We start from the raw sequence: 26,351 nt of genomic DNA, 5'->3' as shown, positions 1-26,351 counted from the left end.
TTAAATGCGTTTTCCGCCACCTTCGTGCACCCGATCAGCCAGTAACTCCGCCAGCTCGATCAACTGAGCGACGCCCAACAACTCCTCTCGCTTCGATCCTTCCAGGCTAAACGCCAAGTCGCAACTCAGCGCATTGGCCGAGGCGAGTGTTTCAATGAGGTTGACCAACAGGTCTTCGGTGCTGATTCCGTCGGCTACGGTGAACAGCCGAAAAGGGGGATTGGGGGTAGGTTTAATCATTGTGAAGCTCCGGAGAAGTACAAAGGAGCTACCACTGATCGCCGCGATGCGATGGGGGTGGTAGCTGAACGCGGGTTCGCGGACCGGCTCTCCAGAACACCGGCATACCCGAAGGTATCCCGCGCACAGCCACCATAGCGCCGCACAGTAGACGATAAAAAAGCGCCAACTGAAAGGACACGATGACGCTTTTGCGTCTGAAGAAATCCGGGCCGCGACGCCCGACCACTGAGTTTGCAGTGGTGTTCGGAGACTAGAGATTGAGTTTCCTAGAGACAACCGCCAATCACTGTCGGAAATTTCTGTGGAGGGCCTCCACATTCGAATCGAACACAATCCAAACTGTGGGAGCTGGCTTGCCTGCGATAGCATCACCTCGTTCCAGCAGGAAGACCGAGTCGCCTGTATCGCAAGGTGCAATGACCTCGTAGGAAAGCGCCTCAATCATCGACATTCTTTTGACAACCTCGCTTTAAAAACTGATTCGCCTTACACCCCCCTCCGAACCAGCCGGCTGGTTCAGCCAAAAGCCCTCGCCCTAAGCTCCCCTCCCGCAGTTTTGCACCAGAGTCTGCGATGGGGATGCACTGCTTTTGCGGAGCATCGTGACTTGTCATTCTGTATCCCAAGGAATACGATCCAAGATGATTCACTTCAAGAAATCCAAGCATTTCCTGGAGTGGCTTGATTCGTTAAACAATAAACCGGCCCGTGCACGCGTACTGGCAAGGTTGAATAACGCACAATCAGGCAACTTCGGAGACTGTGAGACAGTAGGAAATGGCGTTTCGGAAATGCGCATCCACTACGGTCCTGGATACCGGGTTTATTTCACTCGTAGAGAGGAGGTGGTTTACCTGTTGTTGATAGGCGGCGATAAATCAACGCAGAAACGCGATATCCAGCGCGCTAAGCAAATTGCAGCAGACTTTGAAAAAAAAGGAGTAAGCCATGACTGAATTTACAGACTTCGACATAGCGGAACACCTCAAGACTCCTGAAGATATGGCTGAGTATCTTGAAGCGTGCTTCGAGGAGGATGCCGGTGACGGACTGCTTATTCGTTCAGCCCTCAACAACATCGCCCGCGCCCAAGGCATGACTCAAGTAGCCCGCGACGCAGGCCTCGGACGCGAAAGTTTATATAAAGCCCTCTCCAGCACTGGCAATCCCGAGTTCGCGACTATCATGAAGGTCATGAAAGCGCTCGGCCTGAAGCTGCACGCCACAGCTGGTTGATAGCACTGCGACACCAAACCACACCGCCCCTTTTTACTTATCCTCCCCGATCAGGCTAAATACCCACCTGATCGCTTAACCCTACGGATTGTCCGCCATGGCCCGTCAACGCTTTGCAATTGCCTGGATCGCCTGCTTTGCAGTGCTGTTCAATGCGTTTGCCATGCCGATGGCCGGAGCGATGCAGCGCTCGAACAATTCCCTCGACCAACTGCTCTGGGGCAGTTTCTGCTCCTCCAATGCCAACAAGCTGACGGCCATTGCCCTGGGCAAGCTGGAGATTCCGGCGCCGCAGCAAGACGATCACTCCACCATGCAGCATTGCTGGTGCTGCTCGGGCTCGGCGCCATTAGTGGCGTTGCCGGGGCATTCACCAACACTGTATTTCGCAAGATTCGACGCGGTGCAAGACCTGCCGCCGCCGTCATTGCAATCCCCCACCCCGCGCCAGCAATGGCCGAGCCTTAACCCCCGCGCCTCTCCAACGGTCTGATTTCTTCGCAAGTGAACTGCGTTTAGAACCGTTCTGGAGAACTGCCATGCTCAAATCTTCCCTGCTTCTGGCTGCGTTGTTGCTGCCGGTGTGTGCTGCTGCCAATGCCGAAGACTTCAAGGTCGGCGAACTGGTGGTCAGCGAACCCTGGTCCCAGGAACTGCCGCCCAATGCGCCGACCGTCGCGGCGTATTTCGTGATTCATAACCAGGGCGAGCATGCGGATCGCTTGCTCAGCGTCGACACGCCCGTGGCCGCCAAGGCCGAACTGCATGAGCATGTGATGCAGGGCGATCTGATGAAGATGCAGCAGGTGACCAGCGTCGCGGTGCCGGCCAAAGGTGACCTGACGTTCGCGCCCATGGCCTACCACGTGATGCTGCTGGACCTGAAGGACCGCAGCGTTTTGCACGACGGCCAGCATTTTCCGCTGACCCTGAACTTTGAAAAGGCCGGGCCAGTGAAGGTGGAAGTGTCAGTGCAGAAGCAGCCGCCCATGGCCGGCCACGAACACATGCACGCCCAATAGATAAACCTTGATGGGCGCCCCACGCGCCAGGTTGTCCCCGCACCGCCGTAAGCCTGTAGGCCTTATGCGCGGCAGCTGGATCAGCCTGTTCGCCATGCTGATGATCTTTATCGGTCCGCTGATTTCCCAAGCGATGCCGATGGATCATCACGCCGGCATGTCGATGGAAATGTCCATGGACGCGCCGAGCTGCCATGGCGCCGCCAAGCCTGCGACCGATCACCACAAAGCACCCGACGAACACCACGTGCTCTGGGAAAAGTGCGGCTATTGCAGCCTGCTCTTCAGTTGCCCGGCGCTGCCTGGCAGCGTGTCGTTTGTCACCCTCGGCAGCCCGCCGCCCGCCAACGCCCTGACCCCCGCCCCACGCCTGGGCCATGCCCGGCAAACCGTGTTCCCCGGTGCCCGCAGCCGCGCCCCGCCCATCATCGCGTAAGCACTTCACACCGTTACTTCACCCCGGCCGACTTTAGACAGACAGCCGCAGGCTGCTGGCCGTGTTGTTTACGAATGAATGATGGAATTTTTCATGTCCAGGTTTTCTGCTGACACCCGTTTGGGATGTACTCCCGTTTTCGCCGTTCTGTGTGGCGCGCTGCTGGTTCCTCAGGTCCACGCCGACGAGCCTGCCGACCAGAACGAACTGAGCCCGACGGTGATCACCGCCATTGCCCCCAGCTCACCACTGACCGTCGTCACCAACCCGAAAGACCCGCGCCAACCGGTGCCCGCCAGCGATGGCGGCGACTACCTCAAGACCATCCCCGGCTTCGCCCTGGTGCGCAACGGCGGCACCAACGGCGACCCGGTGCTGCGGGGCATGTTCGGCTCACGCCTGAACATCCTCACCAACGGCAGCATGATGCTCGGCGCCTGCCCCGGCCGGATGGATGCGCCCACCTCCTATATCTCACCGGAAACCTACGACAAGCTCACCGTGATCAAAGGCCCGCAAACCGTGCTCTGGGGCCCGGGCGCTTCAGCCGGCACGGTCCTGTTCGAGCGCGAGCCCGAGCAATTCGGCGAGCTGGGCACGCGGGTCAACGCCAGCATCCTGGCGGGCTCCAACGGGCGTTTCGACAAAGTCGTCGACGCAGCAGCCGGCGGGCCGCTGGGTTATGTGCGGGTGATCGGCAACCAGGCCCACGCCGATGACTACAAGGACGGCAACAACGACACCGTCGCCTCGCGCTACGACAAGTGGAACGGCGACGTGGCCGTGGGCTGGACCCCGGACGCCGACACCCTGCTGGAACTCAGCGCCGGCCGTGGCGATGGCGAAGCCCGCTACGCCGGGCGTGGCATGGACGGTTCGCAGTTTTTGCGCGAGAGCCTCGGATTGCGCTTCGAGAAATCGAACATCGGCGAGGTGCTGGATAAGGTCGAAGCGCAGGTCTACTACAACTACGCCGACCACGTGATGGACAACTACACCCTGCGCGTCCCGTCGGGCACCGGGATGATGGCCGGTCCCATGGCGGCCAACGTCGACCGCCGCACCCTCGGCGCCCGTATCAAGGCCACCTGGCGCTGGGCCGATGTGCAGTTGATCAGCGGCATTGATGCACAAACCAACGAACACCGCGAACGCAGCGCCATGGGCGTCGACACCTACAAGGACCTGCCCCGCAGCAAGGACGCCAACTTCCACAACTACGGGGTGTTCGGCGAACTGACCTGGTACGCCGCCGACCGCGACCGGCTGATCACCGGCGCCCGCGTCGACCGCGCCTCGGCCAAGGATTTCCGGCAAACCATCAGCTCCGGGATGATGAGCAGCCCCAACCCCACCGCCGGTAAAACCCGCGCCGATACGCTGCCGTCGGGCTTTGTGCGCTACGAGCACGATCTGGCGGACAGCCCTGCCACCCTGTACGCAGGGCTTGGGCATTCGGAGCGTTTCCCTGATTACTGGGAGCTGTTTTCTCCCGACACCGGGTCGGTCGGTTCCGTGAATGCCTTCGACGGTGTGAAGCCTGAAAAAACCACCCAGCTGGATTTTGGCCTGCAATACAAATCCGCCGATCTCGACGCCTGGGCCTCGGGCTACGTCGGCCAGGTGCGTGATTTCATCCTGTTCGACTACCAGCCGGGAATGATGGGCACCACCTCCCAGGCGCGCAATGTGGACGCGCGAATCATGGGCGGTGAATTGGGCGCAGCCTACAAGCTGACCGCCAACTGGAAGGCCGATGCCACCTTCGCCTACGCCTGGGGCAAGAACAGCAGCGACGGCAAACCGCTGCCGCAAATCCCGCCGCTGGATGCGCGCTTCGGGCTGACCTACAGCCAGGACGACTGGAGTGCCGGTGCTTTGTGGCGGGTGGTCGCGGCGCAAAACCGCATCGACCAGAACAAGGGCAACGTGGTGGGCAAGGACTTCGACAAAAGCTCGGGGTTTGGCGTGTTCTCGCTGAACGCGGCGTATCGCATCAACAAGAATTTCAAGGTCAGCACCGGCGTCGACAACCTGTTCGGCAAGGCGTACGCCGAGCACCTGAACCTGGCCGGCAACGCCGGGTTCGGCTACCCGGCCAATGACCCGCAAGCCATCAAGGAACCGGGGCGCACGCTCTGGACCAAGGTGGACATGAGCTTCTAAGCGCATCACAGGCAAGCCAGCTCCCACAGTTGCAATGCATTCCCTTGTGGGAGCGGGCTTGCCCGCGATGGCGTCCTCGATAACACAAAAAATCCAAGCCTTTGCGGAGCACCCTGATGAACCCACCGAAGATTTCCTTCTACAACCTGGCCTGGCGCTGGCATTTCTACGCCGGGCTGTTTGTCGCGCCGTTCATGGTGCTGCTGGCCCTGACCGGCATCATCTACCTGTTCAAACCCCAACTCGACCCGCTGATGTACGGCAACCTGCTGACCGTGCAAAGCGCCGAACACGCGCTGAGTGCCGACGAGCAACTGCAACGTGCCCAGGCTGCCTATCCACAAGGCAAGATCAGCAAGTACCTGCCACCTGCCGACGCCACCAGCAGCGCGCAATTCGTGATGCACAACGACGGGCGCGAAGTGACTGTATTCGTCGACCCGTATCGCGGCACCGTGCTCGGCGAACAGGACGCCAAGTACAACCTGCAAGCCATCGCCCGCGCGCTGCATGGCGAGTTGATGATCGGCACCGTCGGTGATCGCCTGGTGGAACTGGCCGCCGGCTGGGGCGTGATGCTGGTGATTTCGGGCGTGTATCTGTGGTGGCCGCGAGGCAAGTCGGCGGCGGGCATTCTGTGGCCGCGGCTGGGCAGCCGCGGTCGCTTGTTCTGGCGCGATCTGCACGCGGTCGCCGGTTTCTGGGGCGCGGCGTTCCTGCTGGTGATGCTGCTCAGCGGCATGACCTGGACCGGCTTCTGGGGCAAGCAATACGCCGAGCTGTGGAATAAATTCCCGGCGGCCATGTGGAACAACGTGCCGCAGTCCGACCAGCAGGCCCGCAGCCTCAACACCGCGAGCCAACAAACCGTGCCGTGGGCCATGGAAAACACGCCGATGCCGATGTCTGGCGAGCATGCCGAGCACATGAAGCTCGCCGGCATGAGCCAGGGCCCGGCAGCCCCGAGTATCCGCCTGCAACAGGTGGTCGACCTCGCCAACTCACGCAAGGTCGAGCCCGGCTACAGCATCACCTTCCCCACCACTGCCGAAGGCGTGTTCACCCTCGCGGTGTTCGCCAACGACCCGCGCAATGACGCCACCCTGCATGTGGACCAATACTCCGGCAAGGTCCTGGCCGATGTGCGCTGGGAGCACTACAACAGCGTGGCGCGGGTTACCGAATCGGGCGTGATGCTGCACGAAGGCAAGATGTTTGGCGTGGTCAATCAGATCATCGTGCTGCTGATTTGCCTGATGATCCTGCTCAGCGCCGTCAGCGGTGTGGTGATCTGGTGGAAGCGTCGGCCACAGGGCAGCCTGGGGGTTCCACCGTTGCGCCATGACCTGCCGAAATGGAAAACCGCGATGGTGATCATGCTCGGGCTGGCGATTGTCTTTCCGCTGGTGGGCGCCTCGCTGATCGTGGTCTGGGCACTGGATCGCCTGGTGCTTTCACGGTGGTTTGGCCAACGTGAATCTGCCTCAGGTTCAGCGTGAAACAGACGAGATGCCCTACCTAGAGGCGTTATGTAGTCTTACGCGGGCTTTCGCCCACGCCGCACAAAGTGTTATGTTGTAACACTTAATGTGTTTTCCCACTCGCCGCGCCCTGCGGCGAGTACCGTCTCGAAGAAGCGATTTATCGTCCGATGAACAAGTACCTTGCGTCCGGCCTGTGCCTGCTCGCCCTGCAAAACACTGCCCAGGCCCTGACGCTTCCCGCCAGTGCCGTCTCAGCCCCCGCCGTCGACGACGAGCGCGTCGACCTGAACACCCCGACCACGGCAGGTTCACGCCTGAACCTCACGGCCCTGCAAACCCCGGGCAGCGTTGAAAGCCAGACCGGCGAGCAGATTCGCGCCCGGGGCGATGCCACGGTGCAGGACGCGATTTCCCGGGCCACCGGCATCAGCCGCACCGGCACGCCGGGCGACGGTGGTACCTCGTTGTCGGCACGCGGGTTCACCGGCCAGAGCTCGGTGCTGCAGTTGTACGACGGCGCGCGCATGTTCGATGGCGCGGGCACTTCCACCTTCCCGGTGGACACCTGGTCCGTTGAGCGGGTGGACGTACTGCGCGGCCCGGCCTCGGTGATGTACGGCCAGGGCGCCACCGGCGCGGTGATCAACACCATCGCGAAGAAACCCTTCGAGGGCGAGATCGAAAACCATATCCGCCTGGGCTACGGTTCTTATGACCGCCAGCAGCAAGCCCTCGACAGCGGCGGCTCGCTGACCGACACCCTGAGCTATCGCCTGAACATCAACCGCCTGCGCAGCAACGGCTTCATCGACCGTGGCGACTCCGGCAGCGACTTCGTCAGCGGTGCCCTGCGCTGGCAGGCGGCGGATAACCTGAGCTTCACCCTGGCCTCCGACTACGGCGACCAGACCCCGCAAAACGACTACGGCACACCGCTGATCAACGGCCAGTTGCACAAGGGCCTGCGGGACAAGAACTACAACGTCAGCAACGATATCCAGCACTACAACGACCAGTGGACGCGCCTGACCAGCGAGTGGCAGATCAACGACAACGTCACCGCCACCAACGAACTGTCCTACCTGAAAAACCAGCGGCGCTGGCAGAACGCCGAGAGCTACAACTACGTCGACGGCGGCCTGGTGCGCCAGAGCTACCTGGGCATCAAGCACAACCAGGAACAGGTGGGCGACCGCCAGACCTTCACTTTCAAGCACACGCTGTTCGGCCTCGACAGCCAGACGGTGACGGGGGTGGAGTACAACCGCATTCGCTTCCGCCTGGCCAGCAACTCGCCGTTCGATGACCTGACGAGCGCCGGCCAACCGGTGGACATCCACCACCCGGTACCGAAGCCGTTTGAAAGCGCCAGCCCCTTCGTCCCGCAGTCCGTCAGCACCACCAAACAGCTGGCCGCGTTCGCCGAAAACCGCCTGCAACTGACCGATAAACTGTCGCTGATCACCGGCGTGCGCCGCGATTACCTGCACATCGACAGTGACTCCCTGGTGGATGGCAGCGACTCCAACAAGACCTTTACCGGCAACAACTGGAAAGCCGGCCTGGTCTACGCGATCACCCCGGACACCTCGGTCTACGGCCAATACGCCACCAGCACTGACGGCGTTGGCAGCCTGATCACCCTGAGCCCGAGCCAGCAGCAGTTCGGCCTGTCCACCGCCAAGCAAACCGAGATCGGCCTCAAGCAGGCGTTCTGGGATTCCCGTGGTGAATGGACCCTGGCGGCCTACCACATCGTCAAAAAGAAACTGTTGGTGAGCGTTCCAGGCACCACCCTCAAGGAACAAGTCGGCCAGCAATCCTCCAACGGCCTGGAAGCCAGCCTCGACCTGCAACTGCCCGATGCCTGGCAACTGCAAGCCAACGCTGCGATCGTGCGGGCGCAGTACGACGACTTCTCCGAAGTGGTCAACGGCCAGTCCGTGTCCCGCGACGGTAACCGCCCCACCGACGTGCCGCGTCGCACCGCCAACCTGTGGCTGAGCAAGGCCATCAATGACGACGTGCGTGCCGGTGCGGGTGTGCGTTATGTAGACTCGCGTTTCGCCAACACCGCCAACACCAGCGAAGTGCCGAGCTACACCGTGGTCGACGCCAGCGTTTCATGGAAAGCCATGCGCAACACGACATTGGGCCTGCAATTGAATAACCTGTTCGACCGCACTTACGCCGTCAGCCAATACAACGACGGCCAGCAATGGATCCTGGGCGAGCCGCGCTCGTTCTTCGTGACGGCGGACTACACCTTCTAACTGAACGCAACACTGTCCAAATGTGGGAGCGGGCTTGCTCGCGAATGCGGTGTGTCAGGCACTGTATCTGTTACTGATCCACCGCTTTCGCGAGCAAGCCCGCTCCCACATTTGTCCTGTGTTGGACCTGAGAGTAAAGATGACCTCACTCAACCTCACCGCCCTCGCCTGGACCCCACCAGGCCACGAGCACTGTCATCACCAGTTCCAACTGCGTGACGCCAGCTTGCACGTGAACGCCGGTGAGTTCGTCGGGCTGATCGGCCCCAACGGCAGCGGCAAGACCAGCCTGCTGCGCTGCGCCTATCGGTTCAGCAAACCGGCTGACGGTGAGGTGCTGCTGGAACACCAGAACGTCTGGAAGCAATCCTCGAAGTGGTGCGCGCAACGCATTGCCGTGGTGCTCCAGGAGTTTCCCGACGCCTTCGGCCTGCGGGTGGATGAAGTGGTCGCCATGGGCCGCACACCGCACAAGGGCCTGTTCGACAGCGATACGCTTGAAGACCAGGACCTGATCCGCCAGGCCCTCGATAACGTCGGCCTGCTGGGCTTTGAAGACCACGCCTTCGCCACCCTCTCGGGCGGAGAAAAACAGCGGGTGATCCTCGCCCGCGCCCTGGCCCAGCAACCGCAACTGCTGATCCTCGACGAACCGACCAACCACCTCGACCCGCGCTACCAGCTGCAATTGCTGCAAATGGTCAAGCGCCTGAACATCGGCACCCTGGCCAGCATTCACGACCTGAACCTGGCCGCCGCGTTCTGCGATCGGCTGTACGTGATCAACCACGGGCGCATCGTCGCCAGCGGCACACCTCACCAAGTGCTGACCGCCGAATTACTGCGCGAAGTGTTCGGCGTTGAAGCATTGATCGACACTCACCCCTTGTCCGGCTACCCCCGAATCACCTGGATAACCCAACCATGATCCTGCGCTCCCTGCTGTCTCTCGCGTTGCTGCTCGGCACTTCCCAAGCGTTCGCCGAAGCGACCCATTACCCGCTGAAAATCCAGAGCTGCAACCGCGAAGTGACCTTCGCCGAGGCACCAAAACACGCGGTCAGCCACGACATCAACATGACCCAGATGATGCTCGCCCTGGGCCTCAAGTCGCACATGGCCGGCTACAGCGGCGTGACCGGCTGGAAGTCGGTCACCCCGGAAATGGCGCAGATTCTCGACGGCCTGCCGGAACTGGCGAGCAAATACCCGTCGGTGGAAACCCTGCTCAACGCCAACGTCGACTTCTTCTTCGCCGGCTGGGACTACGGCATGCGCGTCGGTGGCGACCTCACCCCGCAAACCCTGCAACCGTTGGGCATCAACGTCTACGAGCTGACCGAGTCCTGTGCCTTCGTGATGAAGCGCCCGGCGGCCACCCTGGAAGACACCTATAACGACCTGCGCAACCTGGGCAAGATCTTCGACGTGCAGGACCGCGCCAATGCACTGATCGCGCAGATGCAGGCACAGGTCGCCCAAGTGCAGGAAAACCTGCCGGCCGACAAGCCTCGCGTGTTCCTCTACGACAGCGGCGAAGACCGCGCCATGACCTCCGGCCGCCTGGGCATGCCCCAGGCGCTGATCGACGCCGCCGGTGGGCGCAACATTCTCGATGACGTGGACGCCAGCTGGACCCGGGTCAACTGGGAAACCGTGGTGGAGCGCAACCCGCAGGTCATCGTGATCGTCGACTACAGCGAAATCACCGCCGAGCAAAAAGAGCAGTTCCTGCTGAACAACCCGGCGCTGCAATCGGTGGACGCGATCAAGAACCAGCGCTTTATCGTCATCCCCTACGTGCAAGCCACGCCGGGCATCGACAACGTGCTGGCGGTTGAAACCCTGGCCAAGGGGTTTCACGGCGAATGATTACCCGTCGCTATGCCCTGCTGCTGAGTGCCCTCGGCGCGTTGTTGCTGATCTCGTGCGTGGTCTCGCTGGGGTTCGGCTCGGCGCGGGTACCGGTGGACGTGGTGTGGCGGATCCTGCTGCATAAAGCCTTCGGCGTTGGCGAGATGGACTGGAGCGCGGGGCAGGAACATATCGTGTGGCTGATCCGCGTGCCGCGCATGTTGCTCGGTGCCCTGGTGGGCGCCGGGCTGGCGTTGATCGGTGCGGTGTTGCAGGCGGTAACGCGCAACCCGCTGGCGGATCCGCACCTGCTGGGCGTGACTTCCGGTGCCACCCTCGGCGCGGTGATCGTGGTGCTGCATGTGGGTGAAGTGATCGGCTTGCTGACCCTGCCCATCGCCGCGTTCATCGGTGCGTTGCTGAGCATGATCGTGGTGCTGGCGGTGGCCAGTCGCAACGGTCGGCTGGAGAGTGACCGCCTGCTGCTGTGCGGGGTGGCGGTGTCGTTCGTGATGATGGCGGTGGCGAATTTGCTGCTGTTCATGGGCGACCATCGCGCGGCCTCGGCGGTGATGTTCTGGATGCTCGGCGGCCTCGGGTTGGCGCGCTGGGAACTACTGGCCATTCCCTTCGCCACGGTGTTGCTGGGGCTGGTTTTGCTGCTGGGGATGGCTCGCCCGTTGAATGCGCTGATGGCCGGCGAACAGACCGCCGTGACCCTGGGCCTGAACGCGCGCAATGTGCGGCTCAAGGTGTTCCTGATCGCCTCGCTGATGACCGGCGTGCTGGTGTCCATCAGCGGCTCCATCGGCTTTGTCGGGCTGATGGTGCCGCACATTGCCCGGCGCCTTGTAGGTGCCGAACACCGGCGTTTGCTGCCGGTGTGCGTGCTGTTGGGCAGTGTGTTCCTGGTGTGGGTGGATGTGGCGGCCCGCACAATGATTGCCCCCGAAGACCTGCCCATCGGCGTGGCCACGGCGGCCATTGGCGGGCTGTTTTTTATCGGGCTGATGCGGCGGCGTTAACCCCCCTGGTCGGCCTGCTTGAATGCATGCAACAAGCGCCGCGCCACCTGGCTGCGGGGTTGCCAGAAGCGATCGGTTTCCAGGATGGTCAGCTTGCCCGAGGTCGCCAACCGGCGGATCACCTCGCTGGGCTTGACCTTCACCACACCCGTGTCTTCGTCGATCCAGTCATCGCGCAGCAACTGGCTTTCGTCCGCGTGATAGCTGGGCTCATACACAATCAACGCGCCGTGCACCGGGGTGAAGTAGTACCGCGCCCCCGCGATCTTGTCCTGGCGCAGCATCTCGATGAACCCGCGGATTTCCTTCTGGGCAATGAAGTTGTGGGCCAGGCCTTCTTCGTAGCGATCCGCCAGATGCTGGCGCTCGGTGTCGAGCTTGAACAACTGCTGGACGCCCATCACCTTGTAGCCCGCCGGGTAGCGGGTCGATGTGCCGGGGTAGCCGAGGTTCATGATGCCTTCGAACAATGCCTTGTAGGCCGGTGTGTCCGGCCGCAGTCCCACGGCCACCGAGGGGCCCGGGTCTGCCACCGGTTGCACGGCGATGAAGGTGTCGCTGTCGCCGTTGCCCAGCACCGCTCCCAGCCGCGCCTGGTGCTCCAGCGGCACAACCTGTTGCCATACCTGGCGCGCGGCATCGTCCGGGTGGGCGCACAACGGGCCCAGGGCCATGCGGGTATCGCGCACTGCCAGTGTCGTGGCCAGGCGCTTTATCCGGGGCAACAAGGCATCCCAGAACGGGCTGCTGTCGAGTACCCGCAGCTCGCCGGACTCCACCAGTTTCAACACATGGCTGTCGATGCTGCCACGACTGTTGAGGTGTTTCAGATACGCCGCCTGCCGGCGGCTGGAATCCCAGTCCGGGTCGATCCTCACCGCCTGATACCGAAACAGTGAGCCGTCGGCACATGACACATGCAACGCCAGGAACCGCTCACTCTGTGCCACCCGCAAAAAGCTCAGCGCCGCCAGCACCACAGCCGGAGCCATCAGTTGCGCGTAGCCTTCGGCCTGGGGCAACTCGGGCGCAGCACGCTGCGGCAGCCTCAGATACAGGCCTTGCAGGCTGTACCCGCTCGGCAACTGCCCGCGCAGGAACGCCCGGTCGAGGGCAAAGCCCAGGTCGTCGCCCTTGACCGGCGCACAGGCGACAAAATGCCCATTGTCGGAGGACTTGAGAATCACGCCAAAGCTCAAATCGGCGCGCCCCTGGGCGTATTGATGACCATAGCGTGCCGCGTCGTCAGCATGCTTGAACACCGGGCCCAGCTGCCGATCCGCCACGGCATGGACCGCCGCCTGCGGCGCAACGTAGGCCAGGCCGGGCATCCAGCCCGGCAGCACACGCTGGGCAGAGCCCCACAACGGGCCGCCCTCCAGTACCTGCAAAGTCCCCACCCGCGCCAGCTGATTGACCAGCTCGGTGGGGCTCTTGCGGCCACTGCGCATCTGCTGCTCGACGGCATTGCTGTAAGGGTCGTGCAACGCCAGGCTGTTGGGGGCCAGGGAGGTTTCCAGGTGGCTGAGCAACTGCGTCGCTTCGTTGCGCCGGGCCGAATCCAGCAAGCTGCGCTCGGCGTCCTGGGTACTGAAACCGATGAGTGAGCCGTCGGGCGTCAGCAGGTATTCGTGGGTCCACAGGTGACCCGACTTCAGGGCGGTCTCCAGTACTTTGGTCGAGAACAGGTTTTGATACACCGCGTTTTCTTCAGAGGGTAACCAGAACTCCAGCACCCGGGCGACACGTGACCGGTAGCGCGCGACCATTTTCCAACCAGGGGCCAGCAGCGCCTGGCTGACGTCCAGGCCCGGCAGGATGACGTTCGGGTCGAAGTCTTCACTCAACACCGGCACCGCCAGGGTCACGACAAACTTGCCGTTGCGCTGCAACACCAGCCCGCCTTGCAGCGTGTCGCGCTGTGTGCCCAGCTGTTGGTGGACGTAACGCACCGCATCGGCCTGGTTGCTGAACAGCGGGCTCAATGGGCGACGCATAAAGTTGGCGAAGGCGGTCCATGGGGCCTGGCTGACATCCAGTTTACCCGCCAACGCCCAGCATTCGCTCGGCACCAAAACGCTCAACCAGCTCAACTTCGCCACTTCGTTGACAAACCCGACCGCCGAGAGCTGCCCGCTGGCCATCAAGGTCTGCACGTCTTCATAGACCCCCGACGGCTGGCGGACCGGGTTGAACAGCGTCGATGCCACCGGCGTTTGTACCTGCAGCAGCGCCTGGTCCAGTGTCGAGATAAACACCGGCAAGCCCGTCAGTGCGCCTGTCTCCCGTTGGCGCTTGGCCTCGACGGTGGCACTGGCCAGATCCCCGGCCGAAATAAAATGCTGCGCCAGCCAGTGTACGGCGGTGGTCAGCCCCTGTGGCATCCAGTTGCGCCGGTAAACCAAGGCGTGCAGTTGATAACCCGCGGGGTAAATGAACTCGCCTTCGTCATCCACGGCAAACACGGCGCTCAAGGCGAACAGCCCGGCCCTATCCCAGGCGGGTACAAGCTCGGAGCAGACAAAGGCGTCCTGATCGCGATGCTTGAGCATGAAACCGAAACCGGTTTGCGTCGGTGCTTCATGGTCCAGGCGCGTGTGCAGTGCCCGAGCCGCGTCAGCGGCACTGGCGCAGACCGGGCCATAGGCAATCTGCTCCGGACGTTCGCGCCGGGGTATCGGCAGGCGTGGCCGCCAGTGTTCGGCGATCAGCCCCGGCGCGCCCCACAACGGGTTGGCCTGCACCACCCGCACGCTGCCGGCCGCCGCCACCTGGCTGATCCACTCCCGCGCCGTCAGCGTGCCGCTGGCCAGGTTGAGGGCCGTTGGGCTGCGATGGGGCAAGGGGTCGAGCGCCTTGAACAGGTTCGCCTGGGCGGCAGAGTCGATCAGGTCATACGCCAGCAAACAATCTTCGGCGCCCGACAGGTAGGCCACGGACACCTGTTGGCGATTGCGGATCAGCGTGTGCACGTCCAGGGCGCTGAACATCTGCGCCTCCAGGCAGGCATCGTCCCGCGACCAGCCCGGGCGCTGCAGGCGCTCGGGTTCCAGCAACGAAACCCCGCGGCTGGAACCGTACACGGCCTTGAGCATGTGACCGGGCGGGAGCAGTGAGCGGCCCTTGACGTCCTGAGGGTAGACAACGCCCAGGGCAAAGCGCCCGGCGTCGCTGGCCGGCAATGGCTCAGTGGCCACGTAGAGACCGTCCGGGCGCTGCAGGATATAGCCGCAGTATTCGCCCTCACGCCAGCTGCCGATTTGCCCGTGGGCATAGCGTGCCGCGTCTTCTACCTGGAGAAACCCGCGGCTCAGTTGCGGGCGGGGTGCCAGTGCGTAAGGTCGCCAGGTGTCGGCGACCAGCCCCGCCACATCCCACAACGTGCCCGGTTGCAACACCGACAGCGCCCCGGCGGCGGCGACCTTTTGGATCATCTCGTGGGGCGTCACGGTGGCGGCCCGCAGTTCATCCCCCAGCCCGTTGTCCGTCACCCGGCCATCGGGCAGCACCTGGTAGAGCTGGCTTTCCTCGGCCGAGCCGGAAGCGTCATAGGCCAGTTGAGCGCCGTCCGCCGTGCTGAGGTAGAAGGCCAGATTGCTCTCGGGGTGGATGCGCAGCGCGGCAATCCCCTGGGCAAAATCCGTGGTGTCGATAAAGCCCTCGTACAACCAGGGTTCGGCGCCGATGCCGGTGGCGTCCGGTGCGCTGCGGCAGTACCAGCCACGCAGGGCGAAGCCTGGCGGCAGGCTGGCATTGCCAAAAACATTCGCCAACACGAAAAGGGTTTTGCCGGCGGGTATCGGTGCGCAAGGCTCGCTGACCACATACTGCTCTGCACTCGAGTGCTTGAGGATGCAACCGACTCGCCGGCCATCCGCCGTTGTCTGCATACGGTCATGGGCATAACGGGCGGCGGTTGCCAGGTCAGTGAAAACCCAGCTCAGCGGCGTATCAATGGGGGCTGCGGCGGCGAAAGGCGTTTCGGGTTCCCAGGTGGCCGGGACCCGGCCCTGGACGTTGTACCAGGTCTCATCCGCCAGCAGCACCGTCAACTCACCGAGTTTTACCAGCTCTTTGATCAGCCCTTCACGCGTGCCGTCAAACCCTTGTACGCGGGCCACACCCTGGCCATCGCGTTCAACTTGTGCCAGGTACTCGCCGAATTCACGCTCGGCCCGAGAGCCGCTGACAGCGTATTTGATCAACGTACCGTTCGTTCCGCTGGTGTAAAGCACCTTGATCTGATCGGAAAAAACCAGCGTCATGTCGATCGCTTGAGTCGACGGTGTACTGATCAGGAACGCCAGCTGTCGCGAGGTTTTTTGAGGATAGTTGGCACGCACCTCGGCCAGGTCGTAGACAGGTCGATTGAACTCGCCAACCATTTGGTGCCCTTCAAGCTCGACCCGCGTCAGAGCGTTGTCGGTGGGCAATGCCCCGCCCCACAACGACAGCCACCTGTCAGGGTCTGACAGCCTGGAGGCCACAAACAGCCCATCGCTGCGCTTGAAGATGTAAGCCTGGAGAAAAGAGCCGTGGGGTGAACCCACCTTGTAATGCAGGTAGCGTGCGACATCATCGGCAGTGACGAAGGCAGGGCTCAGCGACGCATGGACTTTCGCGAAGGCCCTCCATTGCGCTCCTACCACCCCGGCCTTGTCCCATACCCGTCCGGGCTCAACCACCGTCAGCGTGCCCACGGCAGCCACTTGCCGGACAAACTCGGAAGGGCTCAAGGTAGCGTCCTTCAAGCGTCCGTCGAGATCCGCGCCGCGATTGGCGAACAGCTGGGACTGCGCCTGCGAGCCGGTGCAGTGGTACATCAGCAGCGCGCCGTCGTTGGCGCGCAAGTAAAAGTGCAATCCCAGGTCGTCGGTCCCCGCCATCATCACCACGGCAGCCAACGCAGAAGCCGTGAAGAAGTTTTCCGCCAGCCACGACTCTTTCGCCACGGTCGGTTTCGCTTGCGGTGATAGGGAGCAGTAAATACCGAAGGTCAAAAACTCACTGTCCGCCTTGTGCACTTTTGGCAGTGACAACTTGCCACTGGTCAGCGCAAACGCTGCCTTGAGTTCATCCGACGGAAATTCGGCCACGTACTGGTTCGACGCGCTTTTGTACAGGTAGCCAAAGAGACTCTCCTGCCGTGCAAACCCCAGCGGCGGCAAGACTGATCGCACCGCGTCCTGCCACCGGCGGCTGACTTGGCTGGCGAGAGGCGCCAGTGCGTCCTGCCCGATTTGCGACAGGGTTTGATTGAGGGTCCACGGCGCCAGCAGTTGGCCAGGCTTTCCACCCAGCTCGGCGTTGGCAACGATGACCCGCAGGTAGCCGGCCCTGGCCGTCTCATTGATAAAGGCGATGTAGTCGTCGAAATCGGCCGCAGGCTTGGCCGCCATCAACTGGTTCAAGAAGCTGGCCTCAGTCGCAGAGCCGCTGCTTTCATACTGGATGAGCGAGCCATAGAACCCGGACAGGTAGTAACGGGTGCACAGCATGCGCACCTGGATGATGATGCGCAGGATATTGATGGGGAAAAAGCTGCGATCCAGGCGGCGCTGCGCGCCTGTCCAGTGCTGTATCTGCGCGGAGCGTCGGGTGCCATCCTCGCCGCGCGAACTGTACAGGGCGTGAACGCTGTGGCCCTCGTACGCCAGGAAATTCCTGTTGGCATCGACCTTGAGCAGGTCGCTCTGGAAGTCGAATGCAGTGGCGGTGCCGGCCACCGGCACGCTTGGCAGGTACATCCCGTCATCACGCTTGAAAACCAGCCCGCCAAATACCGTCTCGCGCCGGTTGCCGATCTGTTGATGCGCCCAATGGGCGGCATCGTGATCGGTAACGAACGCCGGCCCCAGATGGGGAACCGGCCTGCGCGTGCTCGCCACTTGATCGTCTTGAATGTGAGTACTGTCCATGTTCATCGTCACTTGAGTGAAGTTAAGAAAACTGGCGCTGCCCCTGGGTTGCCGGGGGCACCAGGCAGGCTTCACTTTCAAGGGTTTGGCTGGACGCAGGCATTAGATAGTTAAGGCTCGGGGCGCCAGGCACCATCCGGGTGCGCCTGCACGCACAGCCTGCGTTGATTGGCGCCGCATTGGTGCATCGCCCACCCCCACAGCCCGGTCACGGCTCGCGCGCACCACGATTGCGCGCCCCGGCACAGCCTTTGCAATCACTCCCTCATCACATCATTGAGTCATGGAGATTGCACAATGAAGCGTCGCAGCTTGATCAAGGCTTTCACACTGTCGGCATCCATCGCCGCGATGGGCATGACCTGGACGGTACAGGCCGCCGAGACCATCAAGGTCGGCATCCTGCACTCGCTGTCCGGGACCATGGCGATCTCCGAGACCTCGCTCAAAGACATGGCGCTGATGACCATCGACGAGATCAACGCCAAGGGCGGCGTGAACGGCAAGATGCTCGAACCGGTAGTGGTGGACCCGGCCTCCAACTGGCCGCTGTTCGCTGAAAAGGGCCGCCAGTTGCTGACCCAGGACAAGGTCGCCGTGGTGTTCGGTTGCTGGACCTCGGTGTCGCGCAAATCGGTCTTGCCGGTGTTCGAAGAACTCAACGGCCTGCTGTTCTACCCGGTGCAATACGAAGGCGAAGAGATGTCGCCGAACGTGTTCTATACCGGTGCGGCGCCGAACCAGCAGGCGATCCCGGCGGTGGAATACCTGATGAGCGAAGAAGGCGGCGGCGCCAAGCGCTTCTTCCTGCTGGGCACCGACTACGTGTACCCGCGCACCACCAACAAGATCCTGCGTTCGTTCCTGCACTCCAAAGGCGTAGCGGATAAAGACATCGAAGAGGTCTACACCCCGTTCGGCCACAGCGATTACCAGACCATCGTGGCCAACATCAAAAAATTCTCGGCCGGTGGCAAGACCGCAGTGATCTCCACCGTGAACGGCGACTCCAACGTGCCGTTCTACAAAGAGCTGGCCAACCAGGGCCTGAAGGCTACCGACGTACCGGTCGTCGCCTTCTCCGTGGGTGAAGAAGAACTGCGCGGCATCGACACCAAGCCGCTGGTGGGCAACCTCGCCGCCTGGAACTACTTCCAGTCGGTGGAGAACCCGGTGAACAAGAAATTCGTCGCCGACTGGAAAGCCTACGCCAAGGCCCACAACCTGCCGGGCGCGGACAAAGCCGTGACCAACGACCCGATGGAAGCCACCTACGTGGGCATCCACATGTGGGCGCAGGCGGTGGAGAAAGCCAAGTCCACCGACGTCGACAAAGTACGTGAAGCCATGGCCGGGCAGACCTTTGCCGCGCCGTCCGGCTTCACCCTGACCATGGACAAGACCAACCACCACCTGCACAAGCCGGTGATGATCGGCGAGATCCAGTCTGACGGGCAATTCTCGGTGGTGTGGCAGACCCAGGAGCCGATTCGTGCCCAGCCGTGGAGCCCGTATATCCCTGGCAACGACAAGAAGCCGGATTACGCCGTCAAGAGCAACTAAGACCGCCGCACTGATCGTTCCCACGCTCCGCGTGGGAATGCATCCCGTGACGCTCTGCGTCACACAGCGGACGCAGAGCGTCCAAGGCGGCATTCCCACGCAGAGCGTGGGAACGATCTATAGGAAACTGCCATGCCCACTGCCCTATACCGTTTCATCCTCGCCGCCCTGCTGTTGCTGCCCCTCGCCGCACACGCCAGCGACGCCGAAGACTTCATCAACGCCAACCCGATGCAACAAGCCAAGCTGCTCCAGGACTGGGCCGCCCAGCCCGACCCGGCGCGCATCGAGCTGGTGGACGCCCTGCAACAAGGCCAGATCAGCGTCAACGGCGAAACCAAGACCGTACGCCTGAACAACCGCCTGCGCGGCCTGATCGACAACGTGCAAGCCAGCCAGGAATTGCTCGCTGCCGACCCCAAGGTGCGCCTTGCCGCCGCCCAGACTCTGCAAAAAAGTGCACAACCTGCGCAGCTGAAATTCCTCGACCAGCAACTCGCCGGCGAAACCAATGATGACGTACACACAGCCCTCAGTCTCGCCCTGGCCAACCTGCAACTGGTAGATCCCGACCCGGCCGTGCGCCTGGCCGCCGTGCGCTTGCTCGGCGGCACCGGCGACCCGCTGGCCCGCACTCGCCTGGAAGCCCTGCTCGCTCCCGGCGTCGAAGCCGACGCCACGGTGCACACCGCCGCCGAGACCAGCCTGGCCCAGGTCAAACGCAAACTGATGGTGGGCGAGATTCTCGGCCAGGCCTTCAGCGGCATGTCCCTGGGCTCGATCCTGCTGCTGGCGGCGCTCGGCCTGGCGATCACCTTCGGCCTGCTCGGGGTGATCAACATGGCCCACGGCGAGATGCTGATGCTCGGCGCCTACTCGACCTATGTGGTGCAGTTGCTGATGCAGCGCTACGTGCCCCAGGCCATCGAGTTCTACCCGCTGATCGCGCTGCCGGTGGCGTTTTTTGTCACCGCCGCCATCGGCATGGCCCTGGAGCGCACGGTGATTCGTCACCTCTACGGCCGCCCGCTGGAAACCCTGCTCGCCACCTGGGGCATCAGCCTGATGCTGATCCAACTGGTGCGCCTGGTGTTCGGTGCGCAGAACGTTGAAGTGGCCAACCCCGAGTGGCTGTCCGGGGGAATCCAGGTGCTGCCCAACCTGGTGCTGCCGTACAACCGCATCGTGATCATCGCCTTCGCGCTGTTCGTGGTGGTGCTGACTTGGCTGCTGCTGAACAAGACGCGCCTGGGCCTCAACGTGCGCGCCGTCACCCAGAACCGCAACATGGCCGCCTGCTGCGGCGTGCCCACCGGACGCGTGGACATGCTCGCCTTTGGCCTCGGCTCCGGCATAGCGGGCCTCGGTGGCGTGGCCCTGAGCCAGATCGGCAACGTCGGCCCGGACCTCGGCCAGAGCTACATCATCGACTCGTTCCTGGTGGTGGTACTCGGCGGTGTCGGCCAGTTGGCCGGTAGCGTCATGGCCGCCTTCGGCCTGGGGATAGCCAACAAGATTCTTGAACCGCAGATCGGTGCCGTGCTCGGCAAGATCCTGATCCTCGCGCTGATCATTCTGTTCATCCAGAAACGCCCGCAAGGACTCTTCGCACTGAAAGGACGGGTGATCGACTGATGAACCAGCCATTGATGCTTACGGCCGCGCAAAAGGCCGGCCCCAAGGTGACCGTCGCGGTCGGTGCAGTGGTGCTGATCCTGCTGCTGGCGCTGCCGTTGTTCTCGCTGTTGTCACCGGAAAATCCGCTGCACGTTTCCGCCTATACCCTGACGTTGGTGGGCAAGATTCTGTGCTACGCCATCGTCGCCCTGGCGCTGGATCTGGTGTGGGGTTATGCCGGGATGTTGTCCCTCGGCCACGGCCTGTTCTTTGCGCTGGGCGGTTATGCCATGGGCATGTACCTGATGCGCCAGGCGTCCGGCGATGAGCTGCCGGCGTTCATGACCTTTTTGTCGTGGACCGAGTTGCCGTGGTACTGGACCGGCACCAGCCACTTCCTCTGGGCGATGTGCCTGGTGGTGTTGGCGCCGGGATTGCTGGCGCTGGTGTTCGGATTCTTCGCCTTCCGCTCACGGATCAAGGGCGTGTACTTCTCGATCATGACCCAGGCCCTGACGTTCGCCGGGATGCTGTTGTTCTTCCGCAACGAGACCGGGTTCGGCGGCAATAACGGCTTTACCAATTTCCGCAGCATCCTCGGGTTTGGCATCACCGAGCCGGGCACGCGAGCGGCGCTGTTTGTGGCCACCGTGGTGTTGTTGGTGGCGAGCCTGTTCATCGGCTGGCGCCTGGCCCAGAGCAAGTTCGGCCGGGTGCTGACGGCACTTCGGGATGCGGAAAATCGCCTGATGTTCTGCGGCTACGACCCGCGTGGCTTCAAGCTGTTCGTGTGGGTGTTGAGCGCGGTGCTGTGTGGTTTGGCGGGCGCGTTGTATGTGCCGCAAGTGGGCATCATCAACCCCAGCGAAATGTCGCCGACCAACTCCATCGAGGCCGCTGTGTGGGTGGCCCTCGGCGGGCGTGGAACCTTGATCGGCCCGCTGCTGGGCGCCGGTGTGGTCAACGGCATGAAGAGCTGGTTCACCGTGGCGTTTCCTGAGTATTGGCTGTTCTTCCTCGGTGCGCTGTTCATCATCGTCACCCTGTATTTGCCCAAGGGTGTGATTGGCCTGCTGAAGAAGAGGGGCGACCAATGAGGATCACAGCGACGGCCGAATTTATGCTCGAACCTATCCTTGAACCCAATAAAGACCAGGGCAGCGCCCGCGATGCCATCGGCCTCGGCCAGGCTGCCGGCAAAGGCCTGAACACCCGCCACGGCACGATCCTGACCCTGGAAGACATCAGCGTCAGCTTCGACGGTTTCAAGGCATTGAACGACTTGAACCTGTACATCGGCGTCGGCGAATTGCGCTGCATCATCGGCCCCAACGGCGCGGGCAAGACCACGCTGATGGACGTGATCACCGGCAAGACCCGGCCCAGCCACGGCAAGGCCTGGTTCGGCGAAACCCTCGACCTGACGAGCATGAGCGAAGTGCAGATCGCCCAGGCCGGCATCGGTCGCAAGTTCCAGAAGCCCACGGTATTCGAAGCCCTCAGCGTGTTCGAAAACCTCGAGCTGGCGCAGAAGACCGACAAGTCGGTGTGGGCCAGCCTGCGGGCGCGCTTGAGTGGCGAGCAGAAAGACCGCATCAGCGAAGTGCTCGACACCATCCGCCTCACCGCTTCAGTCAATCGCCCGGCCGGCTTGCTGTCCCACGGCCAGAAACAGTTCCTGGAAATCGGCATGCTGCTGATGCAAGACCCGCAACTGTTGCTGCTGGATGAACCGGTGGCGGGCATGACCGATGCCGAAACCGAGTTCACCGCCGAGCTGTTCAAGCGCCTGGCGGGCAAGCATTCGCTGATGGTGGTGGAACACGACATGGGCTTTGTCGGCTCGATTGCCGACCACGTGACGGTGTTGCACCAGGGCAGCGTGCTGGCCGAAGGGTCGCTGGAACAGGTGCAGGAAAATGAGCGGGTGATCGAGGTTTACCTCGGCCGCTGAACCTGATCGTTCCCACGCTCCGCGTGGGAACGATCATTAAGGGGAACTGAACATGCTGCAAGTCGACAAGCTGCACCAGTACTACGGCGGTAGCCACATCCTGCGCGGGCTTTCCTTTGAGGTAAAAGTCGGCGAAGTCACCTGCCTGCTGGGCCGCAACGGCGTGGGCAAGACTACCCTGCTCAAGTGCCTGATGGGTTTACTGCCGGCCAAGGAAGGTGCGGTGAACTGGGAAGGCCGCGCCATTACCGGCTTCAAGCCGCACCAGCGGGTGCACGCCGGTATCGCTTACGTGCCCCAGGGCCGGGAGATTTTTGGCCGCCTGACGGTGGAAGAAAACCTGCTGATGGGCCTGTCACGCTTCCCCGGCTCCGAAGCCAAGGAAGTGCCCGCCTTCATCTACGAGCTGTTCCCGGTGCTGCTGCAAATGAAGCAACGCCGGGGTGGTGACTTGTCCGGCGGCCAGCAACAGCAGCTGGCTATCGGCCGGGCCCTGGCCAGCCGCCCGCGCCTGCTGATCCTCGATGAACCCACCGAAGGCATCCAGCCGTCGGTGATCAAGGAGATCGGCGCGGTGATCAAGAAGCTCGCGGCACGCGGCGACATGGCGATTCTGCTGGTGGAGCAGTTCTATGATTTTGCCGCGGAACTGGCCGACCAGTACCTGGTGATGTCCCGGGGCGAAATCGTCCAGCAGGGGCGTGGAGAAAATATGGAAAGCGAGGGTGTGCGCGGGCTCGTTACGATCTAATCTGTAGCGTCCTAACGATAAGCACTGACCATGACCCTACCTGCCCCCACCGCGCTGTTCACCCCAAGCTGGCACGCCGAGCTGGAACTCGGCTACGCGCGTTTCGGCGACACCACGCGCCCGGTGATGCGCCGCCACCTCGGCCCGCTGCGGGTGCAAAAGCATCTGTACGCCGAAGGCCCCGAGGTGTGCCAGCACATCATCGTGCACCCGCCGGGCGGGATTGCCGGCGGTGATCGTCTCGATATCAGCACCCATGTCGCCGAAGGTGCGTGGGCGCAACTGACCAGCCCCGGCGCGGCCAAGTGGTACCGCGCCGGCGGGCCGGCGTATCAGAAACTGGAGCTGACGGTTGAGGCGGGCGCGACGCTGGAATGGCTGCCGCAGGAGACCATCGTGTTCAGCGCCGCCCAGGCCGAACTCACCACCCGCATCGACCTGCAAGGCGATGCCCGGCTGTTTTACTGGGACGTGGTCGCCCTCGGGCGCCCCGCCAGCGGCGAGCGTTTCGACCTCGGGCACTTCCAGTCGCACCTGGATATCCGCCGCGACGGCCAGTTGATTTGGCATGAGCGCCAGCGCATTGTGGGCGCCGACGGTTTGCTCGACTCACCCATCGGGCTGGACGGGCAACCGGTGTTTGCGACCTTGCTGGTGACCGGCGAAATCGACCCTGAACTGCTCGAACAATGTCGCTCCCTGCCCCACCCGGTACGCGGCGACCTGACCCAATTGCCCGGCCTGCTGGTGGCCCGCTGCCTGGCCAGTGAAGCGCTGCTGGCGCGAGCCTGGCTGATCGCACTGTGGCGCCTGCTGCGCCCGGCCGTGCTGGGCCGCGAGGCTGTATCACCGAGAATCTGGAGCACATGAAGATTAAAAATGTGGGAGCGGGCTTGCTCGCGAATGCAGTGGGTCAGGCAAAGATGCATTCACTGACACACCGCATTCGCGAGCAAGCCCGCTCCCACATTGGATCTCCGGTGTTTTTACGAATGTATTTCATAGTGGACCTTGAACGATGGACCTGACCCCACGGGAAAAAGACAAACTGCTGATCTTCACCGCCGGCCTGGTAGCCGAGCGACGGTTGGCGCGCGGTGTGAAGCTCAACTACCCGGAAACCATCGCCTACATCTCCGCCGCGTTGATGGAAGGCGCCCGCGATGGCCGCACCGTGGCCGAGCTGATGCACTTCGGCACCACCCTGCTCACCCGCGAACAGGTGATGGAAGGCATCCCGGAAATGATCCCGGACATCCAGGTGGAAGCCACCTTCCCCGACGGCACCAAGCTGGTCACCGTCCACCAACCCATCGCCTGAGGCCCGACCATGTCCTTTTTGATTCGTGATGCGGTGCACGCCGATTTGCCAGGGATTCGCGATATCTACAACGACGCGGTGCTCAACACCACGGCGATCTGGAACGAACAACCGGTAGACCTGGGCAACCGCCAGGCCTGGTTCAGCGCTCGTCAGTCGCAGTTTTATCCGGTCCTGGTGGCCGTCGAAGACGAGCAGGTCATCGGCTATGCCTCGTTCGGTGACTGGCGGCCCTTTGAGGGCTTTCGCCACACCGTCGAACACTCGGTGTACGTGCGCAACGACCAGCGCGGCAAAGGCCTCGGCCCACAGTTGATGCAGGTGCTGATCGAGCGGGCGAAAACCTGCGACAAACACGTGATGGTCGCCGCCATCGAAAGCGGCAACCAGGCCTCGATCCGCCTGCATGAGCGCCTGGGTTTCATCACCACCGGGCAGATGCCCCAGGTCGGCACCAAGTTCGGACGCTGGCTGGACCTGACCTTCATGCAACTGACGCTCAACCCAGGCGCTGTGCCGCCCAAGGAGTGACACCGATGAACGCCCAACTGCGTCGAGTCAATGCCGAAAGTTTTGCCCATTACCGCCCGGGTTTGATTGAGCTGTTGCTGGACGCCGTGAAGCACGGCGCATCGGTGGGCTTCATGGCCGACTTCGATGAAGGCCAGGCCGGCACTTATCTCAACGGCGTGCAGGCCAGTCTTAACGATGGCAGCCTGCTGCTGTGGGTGGTGGTGCGTGATGAACACGTCATCGCCAGCGTGCAATTGGCGCTATGCATGAAAGCCAACGGCCTAAACCGCGCCGAAGTGCAGAAGCTGCTGGTGCACAGCGAGGCCCGGCGCCGTGGCCTTGGCCAGCAACTGATGAGCGCCCTGGAACTGAGCGCCCGCCAGTACAAACGCGGGCTGCTGTACCTGGACACCGAAGCCGGCTCCGGCGCCGAAGCCTTCTACCAGTCGCTGCGTTATACCAAGATCGGTGAATTGCCCGACTACTGCCAAAGCCCGGACGGGCGCTACACCCCGACCGCCATCTACTTCAAGACCCTGGGGCAACCTGCATGATTCCTGGCGAATTTCAGATCCAGCCTGGCGACATCGAACTCAACGTGGGCCGGCGCACCGCCACCCTGAGCGTAGCCAACAGCGGCGACCGGCCGATCCAGGTTGGTTCGCACTATCACTTTTTCGAGACCAACGACGCACTGACGTTCGACCGTGCTGCCAGCCGTGGCATGCGCCTGAACATCCCGGCCGGCACCGCCGTGCGCTTTGAGCCAGGGCAGAGTCGTGAAGTGGAACTGGTTGAGCTGAGTGGCAAACGCCGGGTGTTCGGGTTTGCCGGGCGCATCATGGGCGACCTGGATTAATGATCGTTCCCACGCTCTGCGTGGGCATGCATCCTGTGACGCTCCGCGTCACGACCTTCAAGAGCGGACGCAGAGCGTCCAGGGCGACATTCCCACGCAGAGCGTGGGAACGATCA

General features: G+C 62.6%; 23 protein-coding genes. 21 read left to right on the top strand and 2 right to left on the bottom strand.

The window, feature by feature from the left end; all coding sequences use genetic code 11:
- Positions 1 to 240 (bottom strand): DUF6124 family protein, encoded by a 240-nt coding sequence (locus C0058_RS03045; protein ID WP_003217349.1) that lies wholly within the window; start codon positions 238 to 240, stop codon positions 1 to 3.
- 644 nt (positions 241 to 884) lie between these two features.
- Here C0058_RS03045 and C0058_RS03040 point away from each other — a divergent pair.
- The 11 genes from C0058_RS03040 to C0058_RS02990 all read left to right on the top strand — a co-directional run bounded on the left by C0058_RS03040 (position 885) and on the right by C0058_RS02990 (position 11,739).
- Positions 885 to 1,199 (top strand): type II toxin-antitoxin system RelE/ParE family toxin, encoded by a 315-nt coding sequence (locus C0058_RS03040; protein WP_102368006.1) that lies wholly within the window; start codon positions 885 to 887, stop codon positions 1,197 to 1,199.
- Positions 1,192 to 1,479, top strand: a complete 288-nt coding sequence (locus C0058_RS03035; protein ID WP_008439033.1) for an addiction module antidote protein — start codon at positions 1,192 to 1,194, stop codon at positions 1,477 to 1,479. Before C0058_RS03040 ends, C0058_RS03035 begins: the two co-directional genes overlap by 8 nt.
- 97 nt (positions 1,480 to 1,576) lie before the next feature.
- Complete coding sequence (locus C0058_RS03030; protein ID WP_102368005.1) at positions 1,577 to 1,972, top strand: DUF2946 domain-containing protein; 396 nt, start codon at positions 1,577 to 1,579, stop codon at positions 1,970 to 1,972.
- A gap of 46 nt (positions 1,973 to 2,018) precedes the next feature.
- The gene (locus C0058_RS03025) at positions 2,019 to 2,501 is read left to right on the top strand and encodes a copper chaperone PCu(A)C (protein ID WP_102368004.1); all 483 of its coding nucleotides are present in this window, start codon (positions 2,019 to 2,021) and stop codon (positions 2,499 to 2,501) included.
- Between the two features lie 64 nt (positions 2,502 to 2,565).
- On the top strand, positions 2,566 to 2,937 hold the full coding sequence (locus C0058_RS03020; protein WP_003217356.1) for a DUF2946 domain-containing protein: 372 nt from the start codon (positions 2,566 to 2,568) through the stop codon (positions 2,935 to 2,937).
- 93 nt (positions 2,938 to 3,030) lie between these two features.
- The gene (locus C0058_RS03015) at positions 3,031 to 5,103 is read left to right on the top strand and encodes a TonB-dependent copper receptor (RefSeq protein ID WP_102370217.1); all 2,073 of its coding nucleotides are present in this window, start codon (positions 3,031 to 3,033) and stop codon (positions 5,101 to 5,103) included.
- 116 nt (positions 5,104 to 5,219) lie between these two features.
- The gene (locus C0058_RS03010) at positions 5,220 to 6,602 is read left to right on the top strand and encodes a PepSY domain-containing protein (protein WP_102368003.1); all 1,383 of its coding nucleotides are present in this window, start codon (positions 5,220 to 5,222) and stop codon (positions 6,600 to 6,602) included.
- A 152-nt stretch (positions 6,603 to 6,754) separates the two neighbouring features.
- Positions 6,755 to 8,860 (top strand): TonB-dependent siderophore receptor, encoded by a 2,106-nt coding sequence (locus tag C0058_RS03005; RefSeq protein WP_102368002.1) that lies wholly within the window; start codon positions 6,755 to 6,757, stop codon positions 8,858 to 8,860.
- 139 nt (positions 8,861 to 8,999) lie between these two features.
- Entirely contained in the window at positions 9,000 to 9,788 is a 789-nt protein-coding gene (locus C0058_RS03000; RefSeq protein WP_102368001.1) for an ABC transporter ATP-binding protein, read from the top strand.
- Positions 9,785 to 10,732 (top strand): ABC transporter substrate-binding protein, encoded by a 948-nt coding sequence (locus tag C0058_RS02995; protein ID WP_008439045.1) that lies wholly within the window; start codon positions 9,785 to 9,787, stop codon positions 10,730 to 10,732. Before C0058_RS03000 ends, C0058_RS02995 begins: the two co-directional genes overlap by 4 nt.
- Positions 10,729 to 11,739 carry an iron ABC transporter permease gene (locus C0058_RS02990; RefSeq protein ID WP_102368000.1) on the top strand — a complete coding sequence of 337 codons (1,011 nt, stop codon included), beginning with the start codon at positions 10,729 to 10,731 and terminating at the stop codon, positions 11,737 to 11,739. The genes C0058_RS02995 and C0058_RS02990 overlap by 4 nt, the downstream gene beginning before the upstream one ends.
- Here C0058_RS02990 and C0058_RS02985 read toward each other — a convergent pair.
- Entirely contained in the window at positions 11,736 to 17,657 is a 5,922-nt protein-coding gene (locus C0058_RS02985) for a hypothetical protein (RefSeq protein WP_102370216.1), read from the bottom strand. The genes C0058_RS02990 and C0058_RS02985 overlap by 4 nt on opposite strands.
- 297 nt (positions 17,658 to 17,954) lie before the next feature.
- Here C0058_RS02985 and urtA point away from each other — a divergent pair, with 297 nt between their 5' ends.
- From urtA to C0058_RS02935, 10 genes are all read left to right on the top strand, one after another.
- Positions 17,955 to 19,220 carry an urea ABC transporter substrate-binding protein gene (gene urtA, locus C0058_RS02980; RefSeq protein WP_003217372.1) on the top strand — a complete coding sequence of 422 codons (1,266 nt, stop codon included), beginning with the start codon at positions 17,955 to 17,957 and terminating at the stop codon, positions 19,218 to 19,220.
- Positions 19,221 to 19,352: 132 nt separating this feature from the next.
- Positions 19,353 to 20,855 carry an urea ABC transporter permease subunit UrtB gene (gene urtB / locus C0058_RS02975; protein WP_003217374.1) on the top strand — a complete coding sequence of 501 codons (1,503 nt, stop codon included), beginning with the start codon at positions 19,353 to 19,355 and terminating at the stop codon, positions 20,853 to 20,855.
- Positions 20,855 to 21,934 (top strand): urea ABC transporter permease subunit UrtC, encoded by a 1,080-nt coding sequence (gene urtC / locus C0058_RS02970; protein ID WP_008439056.1) that lies wholly within the window; start codon positions 20,855 to 20,857, stop codon positions 21,932 to 21,934. The genes urtB and urtC overlap by 1 nt, the downstream gene beginning before the upstream one ends.
- Complete coding sequence (gene urtD / locus C0058_RS02965; protein WP_003217378.1) at positions 21,931 to 22,791, top strand: urea ABC transporter ATP-binding protein UrtD; 861 nt, start codon at positions 21,931 to 21,933, stop codon at positions 22,789 to 22,791. The genes urtC and urtD overlap by 4 nt, the downstream gene beginning before the upstream one ends.
- Positions 22,792 to 22,843: 52 nt before the next feature.
- Positions 22,844 to 23,542: an urea ABC transporter ATP-binding subunit UrtE gene (urtE, locus tag C0058_RS02960; protein WP_003217380.1), complete on the top strand. Its 699-nt coding sequence runs from the start codon at positions 22,844 to 22,846 to the stop codon at positions 23,540 to 23,542.
- Between the two features lie 30 nt (positions 23,543 to 23,572).
- Positions 23,573 to 24,412 carry an urease accessory protein UreD gene (locus tag C0058_RS02955; protein ID WP_102367999.1) on the top strand — a complete coding sequence of 280 codons (840 nt, stop codon included), beginning with the start codon at positions 23,573 to 23,575 and terminating at the stop codon, positions 24,410 to 24,412.
- Between the two features lie 148 nt (positions 24,413 to 24,560).
- Complete coding sequence (gene ureA / locus C0058_RS02950) at positions 24,561 to 24,863, top strand: urease subunit gamma (RefSeq protein ID WP_003217383.1); 303 nt, start codon at positions 24,561 to 24,563, stop codon at positions 24,861 to 24,863.
- Positions 24,864 to 24,872: 9 nt separating this feature from the next.
- The gene (locus C0058_RS02945) at positions 24,873 to 25,394 is read left to right on the top strand and encodes a GNAT family N-acetyltransferase (protein WP_003217385.1); all 522 of its coding nucleotides are present in this window, start codon (positions 24,873 to 24,875) and stop codon (positions 25,392 to 25,394) included.
- A 5-nt stretch (positions 25,395 to 25,399) separates the two neighbouring features.
- Complete coding sequence (locus C0058_RS02940) at positions 25,400 to 25,930, top strand: N-acetyltransferase (protein WP_102367998.1); 531 nt, start codon at positions 25,400 to 25,402, stop codon at positions 25,928 to 25,930.
- Positions 25,927 to 26,235 (top strand): urease subunit beta, encoded by a 309-nt coding sequence (locus tag C0058_RS02935; RefSeq protein ID WP_003217389.1) that lies wholly within the window; start codon positions 25,927 to 25,929, stop codon positions 26,233 to 26,235. Before C0058_RS02940 ends, C0058_RS02935 begins: the two co-directional genes overlap by 4 nt.
- Positions 26,236 to 26,351 lie beyond the last annotated feature (116 nt).

This window comes from Pseudomonas sp. NC02, from assembly GCF_002874965.1.
GTDB lineage: Bacteria > Pseudomonadota > Gammaproteobacteria > Pseudomonadales > Pseudomonadaceae > Aquipseudomonas.
The sequence above is the reverse complement of the archived record's forward strand: the minus strand, read 5'-3'. Positions and strand labels throughout refer to the sequence as shown.

Excerpts from the sequence above, each read along its gene's own strand:
- C0058_RS03020 (WP_003217356.1), top strand. The coding sequence starts at position 2,566 with ATGCGCGGCAGCTGGATCAGCCTGTTCGCCATGCTGATGATCTTTATC.
- C0058_RS03015 (WP_102370217.1), top strand. The coding sequence starts at position 3,031 with ATGTCCAGGTTTTCTGCTGACACCCGTTTGGGATGTACTCCCGTTTTC.
- C0058_RS02945 (WP_003217385.1), top strand. The coding sequence starts at position 24,873 with ATGTCCTTTTTGATTCGTGATGCGGTGCACGCCGATTTGCCAGGGATT.
- urtD (WP_003217378.1), top strand. The coding sequence starts at position 21,931 with ATGAGGATCACAGCGACGGCCGAATTTATGCTCGAACCTATCCTTGAA.
- C0058_RS03040 (WP_102368006.1), top strand. The coding sequence starts at position 885 with ATGATTCACTTCAAGAAATCCAAGCATTTCCTGGAGTGGCTTGATTCG.
- C0058_RS02955 (WP_102367999.1), top strand. The coding sequence starts at position 23,573 with ATGACCCTACCTGCCCCCACCGCGCTGTTCACCCCAAGCTGGCACGCC.
- C0058_RS02940 (WP_102367998.1), top strand. The coding sequence starts at position 25,400 with ATGAACGCCCAACTGCGTCGAGTCAATGCCGAAAGTTTTGCCCATTAC.
- urtA (WP_003217372.1), top strand. The coding sequence starts at position 17,955 with ATGAAGCGTCGCAGCTTGATCAAGGCTTTCACACTGTCGGCATCCATC.
- urtC (WP_008439056.1), top strand. The coding sequence starts at position 20,855 with ATGAACCAGCCATTGATGCTTACGGCCGCGCAAAAGGCCGGCCCCAAG.
- C0058_RS03025 (WP_102368004.1), top strand. The coding sequence starts at position 2,019 with ATGCTCAAATCTTCCCTGCTTCTGGCTGCGTTGTTGCTGCCGGTGTGT.
- C0058_RS03000 (WP_102368001.1), top strand. The coding sequence starts at position 9,000 with ATGACCTCACTCAACCTCACCGCCCTCGCCTGGACCCCACCAGGCCAC.
- C0058_RS03035 (WP_008439033.1), top strand. The coding sequence starts at position 1,192 with ATGACTGAATTTACAGACTTCGACATAGCGGAACACCTCAAGACTCCT.
- C0058_RS03005 (WP_102368002.1), top strand. The coding sequence starts at position 6,755 with ATGAACAAGTACCTTGCGTCCGGCCTGTGCCTGCTCGCCCTGCAAAAC.
- C0058_RS02990 (WP_102368000.1), top strand. The coding sequence starts at position 10,729 with ATGATTACCCGTCGCTATGCCCTGCTGCTGAGTGCCCTCGGCGCGTTG.
- C0058_RS02935 (WP_003217389.1), top strand. The coding sequence starts at position 25,927 with ATGATTCCTGGCGAATTTCAGATCCAGCCTGGCGACATCGAACTCAAC.
- C0058_RS03010 (WP_102368003.1), top strand. The coding sequence starts at position 5,220 with ATGAACCCACCGAAGATTTCCTTCTACAACCTGGCCTGGCGCTGGCAT.
- urtE (WP_003217380.1), top strand. The coding sequence starts at position 22,844 with ATGCTGCAAGTCGACAAGCTGCACCAGTACTACGGCGGTAGCCACATC.
- C0058_RS03045 (WP_003217349.1), bottom strand. The coding sequence starts at position 240 with ATGATTAAACCTACCCCCAATCCCCCTTTTCGGCTGTTCACCGTAGCC.
- ureA (WP_003217383.1), top strand. The coding sequence starts at position 24,561 with ATGGACCTGACCCCACGGGAAAAAGACAAACTGCTGATCTTCACCGCC.
- C0058_RS03030 (WP_102368005.1), top strand. The coding sequence starts at position 1,577 with ATGGCCCGTCAACGCTTTGCAATTGCCTGGATCGCCTGCTTTGCAGTG.
- C0058_RS02995 (WP_008439045.1), top strand. The coding sequence starts at position 9,785 with ATGATCCTGCGCTCCCTGCTGTCTCTCGCGTTGCTGCTCGGCACTTCC.
- urtB (WP_003217374.1), top strand. The coding sequence starts at position 19,353 with ATGCCCACTGCCCTATACCGTTTCATCCTCGCCGCCCTGCTGTTGCTG.
- C0058_RS02985 (WP_102370216.1), bottom strand. The coding sequence starts at position 17,657 with ATGGACAGTACTCACATTCAAGACGATCAAGTGGCGAGCACGCGCAGG.